General features: G+C 57.1%; 10 protein-coding genes and 1 pseudogene. 4 read left to right on the forward strand and 7 right to left on the reverse strand.

The window, feature by feature from the left end; genetic code table 11:
• Positions 1-30 precede the first annotated feature (30 nt).
• The 3 genes from K2Q04_RS01425 to K2Q04_RS01435 form a co-directional block, all read right to left on the reverse strand.
• Positions 31-2,610, reverse strand: coding sequence for a TonB-dependent receptor (locus K2Q04_RS01425; protein ID WP_291158237.1), 2,580 nt, complete (start codon positions 2,608-2,610; stop codon positions 31-33).
• A 283-nt stretch (positions 2,611-2,893) separates the two neighbouring features.
• Entirely contained in the window at positions 2,894-3,523 is a 630-nt protein-coding gene (locus tag K2Q04_RS01430) for a hypothetical protein (RefSeq protein ID WP_291158239.1), read from the reverse strand.
• A gap of 88 nt (positions 3,524-3,611) precedes the next feature.
• On the reverse strand, positions 3,612-4,295 hold the full coding sequence (locus K2Q04_RS01435; protein ID WP_291158242.1) for a hypothetical protein: 684 nt from the start codon (positions 4,293-4,295) through the stop codon (positions 3,612-3,614).
• 370 nt (positions 4,296-4,665) lie between these two features.
• Between K2Q04_RS01435 and K2Q04_RS01440 the strand changes: the two genes are divergently transcribed.
• Entirely contained in the window at positions 4,666-5,568 is a 903-nt protein-coding gene (locus K2Q04_RS01440) for a hypothetical protein (RefSeq protein WP_291158245.1), read from the forward strand.
• 99 nt (positions 5,569-5,667) lie between these two features.
• Here K2Q04_RS01440 and K2Q04_RS01445 read toward each other — a convergent pair.
• Positions 5,668-5,838: pseudogene (locus tag K2Q04_RS01445) on the reverse strand (MFS transporter); the annotation flags it as partial.
• 7 nt (positions 5,839-5,845) lie between these two features.
• Positions 5,846-6,445 (reverse strand): hypothetical protein, encoded by a 600-nt coding sequence (locus K2Q04_RS01450; RefSeq protein WP_291158248.1) that lies wholly within the window; start codon positions 6,443-6,445, stop codon positions 5,846-5,848.
• A 664-nt stretch (positions 6,446-7,109) separates the two neighbouring features.
• On the opposite strand from K2Q04_RS01450, the gene K2Q04_RS01455 reads away from it, so the two are divergent.
• Positions 7,110-7,322 carry a hypothetical protein gene (locus K2Q04_RS01455; RefSeq protein WP_291158250.1) on the forward strand — a complete coding sequence of 71 codons (213 nt, stop codon included), beginning with the start codon at positions 7,110-7,112 and terminating at the stop codon, positions 7,320-7,322.
• An 80-nt stretch (positions 7,323-7,402) separates the two neighbouring features.
• Here K2Q04_RS01455 and K2Q04_RS01460 read toward each other — a convergent pair whose 3' ends face one another.
• Together K2Q04_RS01460 and K2Q04_RS01465 are read right to left on the reverse strand one after the other, a co-directional pair.
• Positions 7,403-10,648 carry a CusA/CzcA family heavy metal efflux RND transporter gene (locus K2Q04_RS01460; RefSeq protein ID WP_291158254.1) on the reverse strand — a complete coding sequence of 1,082 codons (3,246 nt, stop codon included), beginning with the start codon at positions 10,646-10,648 and terminating at the stop codon, positions 7,403-7,405.
• 18 nt (positions 10,649-10,666) lie between these two features.
• A complete protein-coding gene (locus tag K2Q04_RS01465; protein ID WP_291158257.1) occupies positions 10,667-11,953 on the reverse strand; it encodes an efflux RND transporter periplasmic adaptor subunit in 1,287 nt (428 codons plus the stop codon).
• Positions 11,954-13,630: 1,677 nt separating this feature from the next.
• Between K2Q04_RS01465 and K2Q04_RS01470 the strand changes: the two genes are divergently transcribed.
• Both K2Q04_RS01470 and K2Q04_RS01475 read left to right on the forward strand, forming a co-directional pair.
• Entirely contained in the window at positions 13,631-13,885 is a 255-nt protein-coding gene (locus K2Q04_RS01470; RefSeq protein ID WP_291158260.1) for a hypothetical protein, read from the forward strand.
• Between the two features lie 136 nt (positions 13,886-14,021).
• Positions 14,022-16,544, forward strand: coding sequence for a heavy metal translocating P-type ATPase (locus tag K2Q04_RS01475; protein WP_291158263.1), 2,523 nt, complete (start codon positions 14,022-14,024; stop codon positions 16,542-16,544).
• The last annotated feature ends 111 nt before the right edge of the window (positions 16,545-16,655 follow it).

Below are 16,655 nucleotides of genomic sequence, written 5' to 3' on the forward strand. Positions count from 1 at the left end.
ATTGCCCACTTTCGCACCATAGCACCGCCCCTAAAACTTGAACTTCATGCCTCCGTAAGCCGCAAATGGCATCGCGGGGACGATGGTTCGCGCGTCGGTGAAATCGATCGTACCGAGAGACGCTTCGGAGCCTTCCGCCGTGTTGAAATAATTTCCGAACGTTCCGTAGTGATGGTCGAAGAGATTGTTGATCAACCCGTAAATCTGGATGTGATTGGTGATGTCGTATGACGTGTGAAGGTTGACCTGCCCGTATCCTGCGAGAGGTTTGTTCAGGTTTGACTCGTCACCGAAGAAGACCTGATCGCTTGCCGCGACGAGATCCGAACCGAATTTCCATTTTGGCGTCAGCCAATAATCAAACCCTGCCTTGAAGCGGTGGCGAGGTATGCCCGGGATCCTGTCGCCCGGACGCACATTGATGCAGTTCTCTGCCGGATCGCCTGAGCAAGGCACCACGTCGTCTGACGGATTGTTCGGTGATGCGAGTTCCAGCGACGATTGGAATGTCGGATCGATGAAGGCATAGTTTGCATAGAGGAACAAACGCTGCGTCTGGTAGCTGATCGAAGCTTCAATGCCCTGGCGTAGCGTGTCGCCCGCATTTTTGAAGTAGCCACGCCCGGATGTCGGGGAGGCAACGCTAATGATATCGTCCTGATTGAGCGTTCTGAAGAATCCGAAGCTCCAGTCGATCTTGTCGCTCTTCAGAACGTTCGACGTTTCGCCGCGGAATCCGATTTCACCGGTACGCGACACCACCTGTTTCAGTGGAGGATCGCCGGTGAGGAAGCTCTCAATGAGACAGGGATTGTCAGGGTCGGCGCACGCAAGCTCTGCCGGCGTCGGTGCGCGGTTGGCCTCGGCATAGCTGGTATAAAAGGTCAGCCCTTTTGACAGCTGGTAGGTTAGCCCGCCCATTGGGTTGAAGCGCTGATACGTATGCGACCCGTTCAAGAACGGATCGTCGCCGGTTTTGTCTTCCAACGTCACTCTTGCGTAGTTATAGCGTCCGCCGACAGTCAGGCTGAGCCGATCAGTGACGTCGAAAGTGTCGGTGAAATAGAGGCCGTAATAATTGTTGGTCGTCGTCAAGCTGCGCGGCGAAATATCATTCGGCCCAGTCAGATCGATGCCGAGCGGCGAGACGGTGAAATCCGGCCCGATTGCCCCGAGGCTGCTCCTTGCACCATACGCGACGCGACCGTAATCGATGCTGCCGCCAATCAGGAACTGGTTGTTGTGGTCGAAAAGCTTTGCCTTCTCGACAGCCTGCAGCGACCCGCCGAAACTGTCGGCATTTTGAGATGTTCGATCTATTGATCCGAGCGGAGCGCCGCCGTCGGCGGACGAAGGGACGGTACCGCTTGCTGAGGTCAACGGTTCGCCATCAAGACAAAGGAGGTTGCCGCACTCCTCCACCTCCAAAATATTGCCGTCGGTACGAGCTTGCTGGAAATGGCGGTAGTACGTAACGCCGGAGAACGTGAGCGTATTCGTTGCCTTCACCGAGCCATTGATCGAGACCATCTCCATGGCGTTCTGAGTGGTCTGTGGATTGGTATAGACGCGATTCCAGCCTTCATCGAGCAACTGGACGGGCGTAGCCGATACAGCGCCGACGAAGTTATCAGCGCCCGTGAAATTGATGTGGAACTCGGCCTCGCGATTCTTGAACCCAAGGTCGGCGTACATGCGGTGAACTTCGGAGGGTGAAAATTGGCGCCAGCCGTTGTCATTGATGTCCTCGGCCGCAATGAACATGGCCCAGTTGCCGCTTTGTGCGCCGGCCGCTCCCGAACCTTGGATGCGCCCGAACGAACCGCCGCGAACGTCAAATTCCGCGCCCTGGAAATTGAAGCCGTCTCGCATGTCGACGCTGATCGCACCGCCGATGGCGTTCAATCCGAACACGGGGTTGCTGCCCATCACCGTCATGCTGGAGACGGCGTTCGATGGCAGGAAATCCCAATTGACGATGTCGCCGAACGCCTCGTTGATGCGGACGCCGTTTTGATAGACGGCTAAGCCTTGGGGCACACCGTTGACAGGCGAGGATGAAAATCCACGATACTGCACATCGGTTTGAAACTCGTTGCCCTGCAAATCGCTGACGATCACCCCAGGCACGCGTGATTGCAAAACGTCCTGGGCGGTCACCGCGCCAGTGCGTTGAATATCCGCAGCCGTCGTGCTGGCGACCCCGTTCGGGACTTTTTCGAGCGGAATTTCGCTTCCAGCAACCGGGGACATCTTTATCTGAGATGGCTCAGCCGCTTCGATAGCGGCCGGGCTCGGCGGAGGCGCTGGCGTGGCCGGCTCTTTCTTTGGTTTGGCGGCCTGCTTGACTGGCTTGGGTTGAGCTTTCGGTTGTTGCTGAATCACTTCCACATTCGGCAACGTCGTACCCGGAGCGGCGGTTTGGCCCGGTGGTGTCGATTGCGAGGCCGGTGTGTCGGTCGATGGTGCTTGTGCGGGGGATGCCTGGCCGCTTGGAGGATTTGCGGTTGTCGTTGCGCCGCCAGTATCTTGAGCCAGAACGGCGGACGCTCCGAACATGACGCATGCAAGCGCCACTCCCGGCGCCATGGTGACCATGCGCGTGGACATCAACAACCCCCTGCTCCCGGACACATATCGCTCGGACCATTGCCTCAGCAGTGACCCGGCAATCGCGACTCTTGTTCCCAAAAGCAGGAAAAGTTCTTGAGTATATTAGGTCAATATTCCCGGTGATTCGTAGAAGTCGTTCCGAATTCAAGTGTTGTAGAATTGATACTATCGAGGCGAGTCAGGAAAAAGTCTCTGAGAAATCGGGAAAAACTTCCCGGGCGGGTTCGGCGACTTTGAACTGACCGAAGCGGCCGTGACGATGCCGTCGAGATCTGCTGCTTCACTCGCGACGGTGCGCGAAATACTCGATTTCATTGTCGCGCCACGCTGCCGGATGGCCGGCAAAACCCTTCTTGGTACTGACGACATTGTAATTGTGTTCGCCGGCCTGGACAACGTCGGGGCCTTCTTCTGCAATTGCTTCGGTGCTCTTGGCGCTGGGCCGAACGATCGCAATGTGGCCTGGCTTATCGTCGTGATGATTGTGATAGGAGGCGACGACGAACTCGCCGGCATTGGCAGCGTTCTGAGCCTCGAACCCATCTTTGAGCTGACGCCAGCCTTGTGCCGGCCCTTCACCCGCGAGCCATTCGCTCTGGGCATTGGCAAGAAGCTTTTGACCGTGTTCAGGTGGTCGGAGAATGTAGACACCCAATTGCTTCGCCGCTGATGCTACGAAGGCACTGCAGTGCGTATGCTTGCCCGGGGTCGTTTCCGGCACCCCGGTTGGGACACCAGTCTCCCAATTGATGTGTTGGCCGGCAGGCCAATGCTTCTCGACTTCAAAGCTGTCGAGCTTTTCGGCGAGCCGCTTTCCCGCCTCGGAAATGTCACCAGCCTGGGTCGTCGCCGGTTGCAATCCTACGAGGACCAAGAGAAAGGCCGCGGCGGTACACGTCAGAATGTTCATGACGGATTTTCCTTGGTGCCCTGATCGTGGTGTGAAAGTCGAATAGGAGAGAACCGTTGGCAGCGGAGCAGTCTGGCCGCATCAATCTCTAGAACGCGCCCGATGTTACTTGCAGAGGCGCGTTGTCTCCGCTCAGCAGGGCGCCGGGGAAGAATGTTGGCACGTCGGCTTTGACGGTGACGGCAGGCGGATCGGTAGCCAGGGCTTTGTCGAGCCATCCGCTCTCGGCGGGTAGCGTGACGGAAATCGTCATGTCGAGTTTCGAGGCGGGTTCGATGAGATTTTTCCCGCCCGAGGCCGAACGATAAAATAATATCGTGCCGGTGAAGGCGCTGCGGCCCGACACGGAGATCGGCGCAAATGGACTTTTGGGACGCTTCAGCCGCTCCGCAACGTCGTCCCGGCTGCCGAAATACTGGGCGTCAGCAACATAGCTGCTCTTGAATTTTTCTGTTTGGCCGGTTGCTGAGTTCTTCGCTTCAAGTTGAAGAGAGAGAACAGCCCCATCGCGCGCTCCGCTATTGGTTATGGTGACGGGAACGGCCAGGACCTCAAAAGGGCCGTAGGGATCGCGCGTATACTGAATGTTTTCCGAAACATAGAGCTTGATTTCCGGCTGTCTCAGTGTGGTCTCCCACAAAGATACGGCAGACCCCGTCAACGCCAATCCCGATATCAGAACCGCCAGCCAATTGCCCGTTCCGTGCGTTGCGGCTTCGCCCGTGATTTCGGTGGCTTCGTTGACGATGGACGGTGCGTTCGAAGTCTGCATGTTCACCCCGATAAATGCCGAGTATCTGCTCTACGGCAGCTACATGAAACCAAATGTTGGCCGAAATTCTTCCGGCTGAGGTTTAGTTTCGGCACGTCTTATTCGTTTTTTGCGTCCATCAACGAGTTCTATTTCCCCCAACTCAGGTTCTCCAGGCGCGATTTCGCGGACGGCCTCAAAAACCTATCCCTAGTATCCATAACGGGCTGACGAATTGGGCGGAATATAAATCGTACACTGATTTATGTGACGATCTATTCTGGCGTTTTGACAGCAATTGCGATCTATGGAGTGTTGTCGGCTATCACGACGCGCGTGGCGCCGCAGACATTATTGTGACCGATGCCGAGCCTTATGGGGGAACTCAACGATGCTGGAGAGCTTAAGCGCTGACCGGTCGCGGTGGAGTTTCCCGCCGGCCTTCATCGGACGGCATTGGAAGGGCGAAGCCCCATTCTGGTTGAGTCTTCTCGGGTGGACGCTGGCGCTGACGATATCGGTCTATGTCGTTGCCACACTGTGGCTGACACAATGGTCGCTGCAGGATACGCCTGTCTCGCGCATGATGCAGGGCGTGATCGTAACAATGCTGATCGGAAGTGTTGCGATCTGGCAGCTGGTCGGCACATGGCGGGCGAGTGCGCGCACGAAAGCGCCGCAGCGCTGGTGGATCAGCCGCTGGATCGCGCGCTCGGTGGCGGTCATCGTCTGCATCGGCGGGCTATTGATGCTGAGTGCGATCCCTAAGGGTATGTCATCGCTCTATCTCGAGGCGACGGATCAAGATCGGATTGGCCAGAACGGCTACTCGGTTACGATCGAGGATGAGAATCTCGTCATCTCGGGATATCTCGCGTGGGGTGTTCTCGATGCCGTGTCGCGTGAACTCTCAGCTAATCCCGGCATTCAAATGTTTATCTTGAACAGTCCGGGCGGCCATGTCGGCGTCGGTACGCGCCTCTACAACGTGATCAAGTCGCGCGGGCTCGATACCTATACAACGGAGCAGTGTGCAAGCGCGTGCCTCATACCGTTCCTCGCAGGCAACAACAGGTATCTGCAGAAGGGCGCGAAGTTGGGCTTCCACGCGGTCGGTGGCGAAGCGGGCAACTCGATTGCAGCAGGCACCGAAAAAGTGTTGTCGGTTTATCGGACCGCGAATGTGCCTGAGCCATTCATACAGCGAATGCTCGCGACGCCGGTCGAAAGCGCTTGGTATCCGAGCCCCAAGGAGCTGATTGCAGCGAACGTCGTAACCGAACTGGTCGAGTGAGCGTAGGTCCGCCGGGCCGTACAACGTCCGAGGAAAATAAAATACGGAAACGCGGTCCAAGTAACACAATGCCCAACGCATCGGATCCCCGTATCATGGTCACGGCAGAGCGCGTTTTTCTTGCATCACGAGGGCTGCGATCAACCCGGAGAGGAAGGTGACCGCAGAAATTGTGAGGATCGCTGCGCTGAAGCCAAACCGGTCGGCTATCAGGCCAGCCGAAAGCGCACCTATTGCGTAACCGAGATCGTGCCAAAACCGATAAACACTAAAGCGGTCACGGCATCCCCGAGTCTACGACCTGAGTTCTTCCTTCGAGCGCTTCAAAAATAGCGCTGACAAGATCGCTGACCTGATCTTGTCTGTATTTGCTGCAGCGATCCTTGGAGCCCGTGGCGGTTGAAGGTGATATCGCATATCGATCCTTCTTTTTGACTGCAACATAGGGGACGCGGGCCATTGGTATGAACCACGAGCGCGTCAGAGCTGGTTTCTCCGGGTTAAACGGGAAAGCAAGTAAATAAGGCTGCGCGTCACCGCGAAAGGACGCCTTTCGTACCCCGAATTGCGCAGCGCGCCTTCGATCGTTCTCACTCCGGCACTTCATCTGGATGCAGAGCGTGCGCGACGTGAGTTTGTCAAGAACGACGAGATCTACGCCGCAATCATCCGACAGCGCCGTGAATGGTGATAAGCGTCCACCAGATGCCAACATTAGTGTCGAAGCAACGAGCGATTCTGCAATTCGGCCTATCTGCGTCGTGCTGAGTATGGGGTCCGAATCGCCAATGATGGTTGTTTTCCAAACTTGAATGCTGATCGTTTGGAATTGGCGCCAAACCTCACCACTTCGCTTTGTGCTTTGCTCATCGCTCACTTATCCTTTGCTGGAGCGGACGTTCGAACCACACCGCGTTGAGCCCTCTGGACATTCCTTTTGCATGTCGGTTCCGCGTTTCCCACGGTGGGGCGTGTCGGTATTCGGAGGCCAATTCTGAGGGAGCCGATCGGCTTTATGGCAATACGTTCTCGTAAAGATATTGTGGCAGTGGCGATAGGAATGAGCATCGGCAACGACCAGGTTGCCAGACGAGCTTGCCGCCGCGACGCCTTGTGCGCTCTGCGCCGCTAGTGGAACGAGACTCATTCCGAGGACCGCAACGGTCGCCACGGAGCGAGGGAGAAGGTGGGAGGAAAGGATCGTACGCATCTGCGGTGTCCTTCTTGAAGAATGTGCCGTATCTCCGACTCGATGTGATGGGTGGAAGCTCTACTGAGCCGCGATAACTTTTGAGCCCAGTAGGCGCGGCTGGTACTTCGTTGGTGCTATCCTAGTTCAGGAGCACAACAGTCTTTAGTGAAACAAGACGAGGATCGAGGTGCCGGACATGCGCTACCGATTGTCGAGGTGACCACTTCGTCCATTTTCTCGGATTGGATTGAACCTGTAGACGCTCCGGCGCGGCCCCGGAAGGCTCTGCGCCCGGCCCTGTAATGCTACATGCTTCCGGTTTGGCGGCCTCTGGAAGGAGAACTCTATCTTGACAGTGCGAACCAAGAACAAGAGCACCAAATTCGACGTCGATAAGCCGAGCACAGCTCTTCGCTTCTGCGTCCGCGTGCGAGCACTCCTTGGCGTGAACGAATTCGAGACCGCGATGGCCGTTTTGTCCCACGCAATAACGCAGCGGCGCGGCGAATACCGACGCCGGCAGCATGACGGCGAGCATGAGGCCCGCCACGAGACGGAATAGCCATCCATTTCCATTGCGGGCCTGGCTCCGCATCGATTTCGCTCGCGGCTCGCGCAGGTCATGTTTTGACTTGCCCATGATCATGTCACTTCCGGAGACGACTCTAACGGCGGTATTTCTGCGGCGCGTTCTTTCATCACGGCAGGTTTGCTTCCGAACCTGCTGCACAACGCCGGCAGGACGAGGAGCGTAAGTATGGTAGCACTGACCAAGCCGCCGATGACAACCGTCGCGAGGGGCTTCTGGACTTCCGCTCCAGTCCCGGTCGAAAGGGCCATGGGAACGAAGCCGAGCGAGGCGACGAGTGCTGTCATCACGACCGGCCGGAGCCGAGTGACGGCACCCGCGTATATCGCCTTGCTGCGCTCGACCCCTTGTTCCACGAGCTGATTGATGCTCGTCATCATCACGAGACCGTTGAGGACTGCGACGCCTGACAGGGCAATGAAGCCAACTGCCGCCGATACCGAGAACGGCATACCGCGCAGCCACAAGGCTATGATTCCGCCGGTCAAAGCGAGCGGGACGGCTGAGAAAACCAGCAGTGCATCGCGAGGGGATCCGAGTGCCGAATAGAGCAGCAGAAAGATCAAGAAGAAACACGCTGGCACAACGATCATCATGCGTTTCTGTGCAGCGGCGAGATTCTCGAATTGGCCGCCCCAGGAAATATAATTCCCCGGCGGCAATTGGATTTGGTTCGCCACTTTCTGCTGGGCCTCGGTCACGACAGAAGCTATGTCGCGTCCACGAATGTTGGCCGTCACGATAACGCGCCTTTTGCCATTCTCGCGGCTGATTTGGTTGGGACCTTCAGTGAATTCGAAGCTGGCCACTTGCTCTAACAAGACGGACGATGTCTTGCCGTTACGATCGGGCGGCAAAGATACCGGCAGATGCTTGAGCTTCTCCAGATCCTCTCGCATGCCGTCGGGCAGGCGGACGATGATCGGATAGCGGCGATCCCCTTCGAACACCACACCGGCTTCACGACCACCGATCGCGGCTCCGATCACATCCTGAACGGCCAGAACGCTAAGGCCCAGTCGGGCGATTTCGTCCTGATTGATCTTGATTGAAAGAAATGGAAGTCCCGACGCCTGCTCGACACTGACATCGGTGGCGCCCGGCGTGCTCCGTAAGATGGACGCGACCTGGTTGGCGACCCGCAGCATCGGCTCAAATTCCTCGCCGAAGATTTTAACGGCGAGATCTCCGCGGGCGCCTGCTAGAAGCTCGTTGAACCGCATCTGAATGGGTTGCGAAAACACGAGGTTATTACCTGGCTGCTTCTCGATTGCTGCTTGGATTTTCGCAACAAGTGCATCCTTCCCGAGGGTGGGGTCCGGCCACTCTTTTGTCGGCTTCAGAATAATAAAAGTGTCGGAGGCATTGGGCGGCATGGGATCGGAGGCTACCTCCGCCGTGCCCGTTTTCGAAAATATGAATGCGACCTCTCCGAACCCGCTTATAACCTTTTCAAGCTCGATTTGCATCTGCTGTGATTGCGAGAGAGACGTACTCGGTATGCGAATCGCCTGCATCGCGAGATTCTTTTCGTCGAGTGTCGGAATGAATTCCTGACCAAGTTTGGAAAAGAGTGAGCCGGCCAGAACCAGCAGTACAACTGCGCCGAAGATGAAAGCCAATGGCCGAATTAGCGCCATTCGAAGAGCCGGCTCGTAAATGCGCTTGAAAAAGCGGACGAACAAATTCTCCTTTTCCTCGACGCGCCCGGAAAGTGCGATGGCGATTGCGGCCGGAACAAAAGTTATCGAGAGCGCAAACGCGGCAACCAACGCGATAATGACAGTCAGAGCCATCGGCTCGAACATTTTGCCTTCGACCCCCGTGAAAGTAAGCAGAGGAACGTAGACAAGAATAATAATCGCTTGCCCATAGACGGACGGCTTGATCATTTCCTCAGCTGATTCGATGACCGTTCTTAGACGCTCCTCCAATTTCAGCTTGCGCCCGATTTCATGCTGATGCTCCGCTATTCTTCGGAGCGTGTTCTCCGCAATGATGACCGCGCCATCCACGATGAGACCGAAATCGAGTGCACCGAGACTCATCAGATTGGCGCTGATTTTGGCTTGAACCATCCCTGTCATCGTCAAGAGCATCGCGAGTGGGATGACGAAAGCCGTGATCAGGGCGGCGCGGAAGTTTCCGAGCAGGAGGAACAGCACCACGATGACCAATAGCGCACCCTCGGCAAGGTTCTTGCTAACGGTCGCGACCGTCGCATCGACCAAAAGTGTGCGATTGAGAACTGTTTGCGCCTCAACACCCGGCGGAAGGCTGCGTCGTATCTCCTGCATTTTAGCGTCAACGGCTGCGGATACGGTGCGGCTATTGCCACCGATCAGCATGAGTGCCGTTCCTACAACGACTTCTTGGCCATTTTCGCTGGCGCTGCCCGTTCGGATCTCGCGGCCGATGCCCACCGTCGCGACATCCTTGATGCGAATAGCGATGCCGCCCCGCGTAGTTATGACGACGTTCGCAATCTGCTCCAGCGTCATCAACCGGCCGGTACTCAAGACTGCGAAGCCTTCGCCGTTTTTCTCGACGTACCCAGCACCCCTGTTGACGTTGTTTTGCTGAAGGGCCAGAGCCACATCGCCGAAAGATAGGTTCAATGCCGTGAGGCGCGCGGGATCCGGCTGAACCAAATACTGCTTCTCGAAGCCGCCTATCACGTCGATGCCGGCAATTCCCGGCACCGTGATCATCTGAGGGCGAATGATCCAATCCTGGACGGTTCGCAGATACGCGGCACGTTCGATGTCTGTCGTCAGCCGTTGTCCCTCTGGAGTGAGGTAGCTGCCGTCGCCTTGCGGACCGGGTTTGCCGTTTGCAACTTCAGCAGAAGATGCCGGTGCATACTGCACCGTCCACATGTAGATCTCGCCAAGTCCCGTAGAAATCGGACCGAGCTTGGGAGCTACATCGTCCGGGAGATTCTTCTCGGCTTGACGCAAGCGCTCGCCAACCTGTTGCCGGGCGAAATAGATGTCGGTCTTTTCCGAAAAAACCGCAGTGACCTGTGAGAAGCCATTGCGCGACAGCGAACGCGTGTATTCAAGACCGGAAATGCCGGCAAGAGCGGTCTCGATAGGGAACGTTACCTGCTTTTCGATGTCGACTGGTGAGAGCGACGGCGCGATCGTGTTGATCTGGACCTGGTTGTTCGTAATGTCGGGAACGGCATCGATCGGCAGCCTGTTCAACGAATAGATTCCGTATGCCGCCGCCGCAAACGTCAGCATGACAACGAGCCAGCGCTGATGCACCGAGAAAGAGAGTATCCGAGCAATCATTTCAGGTTCCTAAACTAATTAATGGCCATGCTCGGCCTCGGATTTCCCGAGCTCGGCTTTAAGCAAAAATGTATTCGACGTTGCGATCGGCTCGCCGGCCTTAAGGCCTGAGGTCACCTCCACGCGTTCCCCGTCATCGTTGCCAATGGTGACCTGCCGCGACTCAAATCCCTCTGGGGTGCGGACGAAAACGCGCGTGCCGCCTTCAATGGTCTGAAGTGCGGATTTTGGAATGACGAGATCGGCCTTCGATTCCGCCACAGCAATGTCCGCCGTCACGAATGATCCGGGACGCCAGACACTATCCGGGTTTTCGACCGAAGCGATCACGCGTGCGGAGCTCGTATCCTGATTCAGGACCGGATTGGTGAAGATGATCGTCCCTTCGGACTTAACAGCATCGCCTATTACGAGCTTCTGACCCTCTTTGATTTGCGGAAGATCCTGAGGCGATACCGTCAGCTCAACCCAGACTTTGGAGAGGTCGGCAATAGCATACAGTTCGTGGGCCTGGCCTTCACCACCCATCGGTGTGCCGATATAGACGAGCTGATCGACGATACGGCCGCCAATCGGAGCTTTAATCTCGTAGCGCTGAAGTCCCGTTGCGGCTTGGCCGGCATCCGCGAGCTTCAAGATATCTTCATCGCTGACGCCCAACGCCGAAAGCTTTTGTTTCGCCACATCGCGGCGGACTTGCGCCTCTTTGAAGGTCGCGTCCGCCCGCAGAAGCCGCTGTTCCGAGGAGACCTGCTTTTCCCAAAGCGTCTTTTCGCGCTGGTAAAGCGTTTCCTGCAGGTTGAAATTTACAAGCGCCGCAATGAATTCACTTTTTGCATCCGCGACCTCGCGACTGTCGAGGATCGCAATGACCTCACCCGCTTTGACCGGATCGCCCAGACCCTTTTTAAGCTCGACTACCGTGCCAACGACTTTCGACGGTACCCGTCCCACGCGATTCCGGTCCGGTATGACGGTTCCAGGCACACGAAGACGCTTGCTTATCAGACCGGCCTTCACGTCTTCGATCGCGATTTTCGACCGATCGATTTGCTCGCTGGCCATCACGAGCTTTTCACTTTCCTCCGTCGGCTGAGCGGCACCTTTCTCCGCGGCGTGCGGCGTTGCCTCCGCCTTTTCGGAGTGATCGTGCCCGTCATCCTCGTCTTTCGCGGAATGAGCCGTTTCGGCTTTAGAAGCGAGGCCGAGAAGGTCTTTAATTCCGGGCGTATCTTTATGAAAAAAATACGCCCCCGCCAACGTGCCGACGATGAGACCGCCGGCCGCCCAACTAAGTCGATTCATGATAGGACAATCCATGTCGGATAGTGCGCCGCCTTATGCGCGTCCGATTTCAGTTTCAGGAGGATGACAATTCTGTCCCGCGGCCAAGATAGACCACCCGGGAGAAACGCTTATGCGCTAACGGCTGCTCGCGGCGGTTCGCGAAGCGGAGTGGGCTCAAACATCGGGGCAAGGGCATCAAGGTAAGCCGGATAGCGGACACGCATTCCGTCCGAATACGCGGACTCATAAGAAGACCGCGCCGGAAACGCCTCAAGGCAAGGGCCACCGCAAAAATAATGGTGTCCCAGTCCGCCCATCGGCATCGCACCATCGTCCGGGCTGGGTTGCGCAGAGGAATTTGCGAAAGAAACCTCTGCCATAGTCACTTGCGCCTGATCACTATCCGAAGCGAAGTGCGATTTTACGTGTGATGCGGACACCGGCGCACAAGAAAATAAGATTATCGCCGCCAGAAACATCCTTAGAAACCGGCCCAACGAGGTTAACATGTCTGCTCGTGCGTTATCCGACCCGCCCAATATGCGCGAGCCGCGTACGAACTTTACCATGGTCCCTGTCGCGCCAATCATAGGCTCTAAGGTGTTTTCGGATGGTGTTAAAGTCAAGACGAAAACCGCTCGGCGGTTGCGATAAATCAGCCGACGGGGTGACGCAGGTCGCGAAGGTTTATCGAATGCAACTACCCAACTGCCGCAGCGTTTAGAAATCCCCAATTCTGAATTTATCATTTGTGACAGCCGCTCGATTATATCATAGGGGCTGCTTAACGCTCAACGAAATCCATGTTGCTCATTCGACACCAATTCTGTGAAACGATGATAGTGCCAAACAACCGACACGATATTGGATGAAACGATGCGCGTGAATTGATACGTCAGGTTCCAAGCATGACGCAGGCCCGCCGCCTAATCGCTGTTTTACTTCTGATTGCCTCAGTGCCGACCTTGGCTCTGGCAGCGATGTCAGTGCGACTTTGCAATGACGCCGTTAGGCATCAAGCGCTCGAGTTCGTAGTCGAGGGCGTCGCCCACGGAGGACACAAGGCGGCTTATCACTCTGCGTCCGGCGTATCGGGCGTAGAGCAGGCGGTCCAAGTCGCCGATGACAACGGCTGCGCCGACACGAGCCTTGTGGATTCGGCTTTTATGCCTCCGTTGGGCAAAATGCAGCTGATTCCCGTGCCCGCGCTCCAGCAGCACGTTGCGATTTCCAAGCCCTCTCTTGTCTCACCTCTCTTTTCTTCGGTTCCGACAAGGGCAATCCGCCTAATCCGAACCGACCCGCGTGTTTCTGCACGATATACAGTCGTTCTCCGGATTTAAATCCAAGCGAGTTGGCGCGTAACCGCGGTCGAACCCGCTGCCGCGCCATGCGCTCTTGAACGCGCCAGATCTCCAGCACTGCCCTCGGAAATTCGTGACCGTCGATCGATGACGGTTGGTCCTGACGCTGACCGCATGGCCTCGAAAGCCCGCGGGACTCTCAGAACATTTTTCTGCGGGCAGCAAAGAAGACGTGGCTGCCGTCGCGCCAACGCAAGCTGGGACGGTGCCGCAATCCTTGAACGCGGCAGCCACAAACAGGAAAGGAGCCAGAGCACAATCACCTGAATTCAAGCTCACTCGGTTAGGGCCATTGGGGCCCAGAGGGTAACAACAATTCTAGGAGACTAATATGAGATCGATCATTTCGCTGACTGCTGTGGCTGCCGTAAGCATGGGTATGCTTGGCTCGCCGGTTCTCGCTGCAGAGGAGCACGGACATTGCTCTGGCGCGAATGTCTGTGGCGGTGATGCTAACTGCGAGAAACAGGGTTACAAGGATATGACGAAAGACCAATGTTCCAAAATTGACGGAGCTAAGTTCGAAGCTTCCGGACATGGCGGTGAAGATCACAAGGACGAAAAACACGGTCACGACAAGAAGTAATTAACGGAAGGGGCATCGTGAGGTATCCGCGTTGTACCGACGATGCCCCCTCCATACCGCGCCACAAGCGAAATGTGCTGACCGCAGGCCGTCGCCGACTTCAACAGATCCCTTCCTTCATTGACTGGAATTTCTGATGACAGAGAAGACCGAACTCGATGTTCCGCTGGTCCTGCCCGAGGTGACCGACGCGTCCGATGCATGCATCCGCCGTCTGATTGCAGATTTGGATGGGAGATCAGGTATTGAAAAAGTCCACGTTCTTGGAGGCCAGGGTTCAACGCCTGCGAGGCTGTGCGCCCATTATGATCCCAGTCTCGTGTCGCTGGCGCGTATCCGCGAGATCATCCAGGCATCTGGTGCCGCGATCACCGAACGCTTCGGGCACGCGTTCTGGCAAGTCGACGGTATCGCCCATGAGCGCCGCGCGCGCACTATCGAGAAGCGCCTGCAAACACTACCAGGGGTGCTCGAGGTAGAGGCTTCCGCATCGGGCGTCGTGCGCGTCGAGTTCGACCGTATGGTCGGCTCCGAGCCTGCCATATTGGAAGCCCTTTCCCAGATGGGAGTCGGGCCACGAAAATCTTCGAGGAGTTCACTCGCGAAGTCCAACCAAGCCAATCGGGTCCAAACTGGTGTTAACCGCAGCCAGTGGGAAGATCGGCATGAGACCGGCGAAGAGAACGATCACGGCCATTCGCACGGCGGCGTGCTCGGTGAAAATGCCGAGCTGTTATTTTCACTGGCTTGCGGTGTCCTCCTCGCTAGCGGCTATTTGATCGGCAAACTGTCGGCTTCGGCACCGGCGTGGTTGCCCATGGTGTTCTTTCTGGCGGCTTATTTCTTCGGCGGCTTCTTCACGATTCGTGAGGCAATCGATAATCTGCGTCTCAAGCGGTTCGAGATCGACACGCTCATGCTGGTTGCGGCAGCCGGCGCGGCGGCTCTCGGCGCCTTTGCCGAAGGAGCGCTGCTCCTCTTCCTGTTCAGCCTCGGTCATGCGCTTGAACACTATGCGATGGGGCGTGCAAAGCGCGCCATCGAAGCTCTTGCCGAGCTCGCGCCGCGTACCGCCACCGTTCGCCGAGACGGAGACATACGCGAAATTTCGGTCGAGGAACTTGCAGTCGGAGATGTCGTGCTTGTTCGCCCCAACGAGCGGCTTCCCGCCGACGGCTTTCTGATAAGGGGTGTCACAAGCGTCAACCAGGCACCAGTGACAGGTGAAAGCATTCCCGTCGACAAGCGCGCGGTCGACGACGCCGCAACAGCGCGGTCTCGGCCAGAAACCGTAGAAGCCAACTCCCGTGTATTTGCGGGGACGATAAACGGCGGGGGCGCCATCGAGATCGAGGTTACTCGCCGCTCTTCGGACACGGCGTTAGCCAAAGTGGTGAAGATGGTGAGCGAGGCCGAAACACAGAAGTCGCCTACCCAACGATTCACGGACAAATTCGAGCGTGTATTCGTTCCCGCGGTCCTGTTGCTCGCCGTTGTCTTGCTATTCGCCTGGGTGGTGATCGATGAGCCGTTCCGCGATAGCTTTTACCGCTCCATGGCGGTACTTGTGGCGGCAAGCCCTTGCGCGCTCGCGATCGCGACTCCAAGCGCGGTGCTTTCGGGCGTCGCGCGCGCGGCCCGCGGCGGCGTGCTGATCAAGGGCGGCGCGCCGCTCGAGAATCTCGGTTCATTGAATGCCATTGCGTTCGATAAGACCGGCACATTAACGGCAGGGCGCCCGCGCATCACGGATATCGTCACCGTAGATGGAGTTGCGAAGGATGAGCTGCTGGCTGTTGCCATCGCCGTGGAATCTCTTAGCGATCATCCGCTTGCGGCGGCGATTGCCCGCGATGGCCGTGCTGCTCTCGGTAACCGGAATTTAACCCCGGCGAACGACCTGCAGAGTCTTACCGGACGCGGCGTCAAGGCAATGCTTGCTGGCGATCCGGTCTGGATCGGCAAGGCTGAGATGTTCGGATCAGAAGGCATCCCTGCGCTGAGCAAAGAGGTTGCTGAAGCGATCGAACGGCTTCGCCAGTCCGGTCGCACGACGATGGCCGTGCGTCGGGCCGATCGGGACCTTGGAGCGATCGGTCTGATGGACACGCCGCGCACAGGAGCGCGTGAAGCGCTCGATAGGCTGCGGTCGCTCGGGATCACCCGCTTGATCATGATTTCAGGCGACCACGGGAAAGTTGCCGAAGCTATTGCCAGGGAAGTGGGCTTGGACGAAGCCTGGGGCGACCTGATGCCCGAGGATAAGGTCAAGGCCATTCAAAAGTTAAGGCAGGAAGCGAAAGTCGCCATGGTCGGTGACGGCGTGAACGACGCACCTGCTATGGCGAACGCCACCGTGGGCATAGCGATGGGTGCGGCAGGTTCCGACGTCGCATTGGAGACAGCTGACGTGGCACTCATGGCCGACGATCTCACCCATCTGCCATTCGCGGTGGGATTGAGCCGCCGCACCCGTAAGGTCATCCTACAGAATGTGTTCATCAGCCTGGGGATGGTTGGGTTGCTGGTTCCTTCGACGATTCTGGGACTTGGGATCGGCGAAGCCGTTGCGATGCATGAAGGGTCAACGCTGGTCGTGGTCTTGAACGCGCTTCGCCTTCTTGCATATCGGGATCGCACTGTGGGTGTTCCGATTTAGGAGAAGCGCGTCTGAGGAACTCACGCCAGAGCCTCTTTTTCGGTGACCGAAAGAGCACTGCAAATTTTGACGATCGCAGATGTCGCAAACCTAGGCGGACGGTCTCCCGTC

The sequence above is a fragment of the Hyphomicrobium sp. genome (assembly GCF_019753045.1).
Classification (GTDB): Bacteria; Pseudomonadota; Alphaproteobacteria; order Rhizobiales; family Hyphomicrobiaceae; genus Hyphomicrobium_B.

What these genes read in the sequence shown, in the direction of transcription:
- K2Q04_RS01425 (WP_291158237.1), bottom strand. Translation starts at nt 2,610, where the DNA reads ATGTCCACGCGCATGGTCACCATGGCGCCGGGAGTGGCGCTTGCATGC.
- K2Q04_RS01430 (WP_291158239.1), bottom strand. Translation starts at nt 3,523, where the DNA reads ATGAACATTCTGACGTGTACCGCCGCGGCCTTTCTCTTGGTCCTCGTA.
- K2Q04_RS01435 (WP_291158242.1), bottom strand. Translation starts at nt 4,295, where the DNA reads ATGCAGACTTCGAACGCACCGTCCATCGTCAACGAAGCCACCGAAATC.
- K2Q04_RS01440 (WP_291158245.1), top strand. Translation starts at nt 4,666, where the DNA reads ATGCTGGAGAGCTTAAGCGCTGACCGGTCGCGGTGGAGTTTCCCGCCG.
- K2Q04_RS01460 (WP_291158254.1), bottom strand. Translation starts at nt 10,648, where the DNA reads ATGATTGCTCGGATACTCTCTTTCTCGGTGCATCAGCGCTGGCTCGTT.
- K2Q04_RS01465 (WP_291158257.1), bottom strand. Translation starts at nt 11,953, where the DNA reads ATGAATCGACTTAGTTGGGCGGCCGGCGGTCTCATCGTCGGCACGTTG.
- K2Q04_RS01470 (WP_291158260.1), top strand. Translation starts at nt 13,631, where the DNA reads ATGAGATCGATCATTTCGCTGACTGCTGTGGCTGCCGTAAGCATGGGT.
- K2Q04_RS01475 (WP_291158263.1), top strand. Translation starts at nt 14,022, where the DNA reads ATGACAGAGAAGACCGAACTCGATGTTCCGCTGGTCCTGCCCGAGGTG.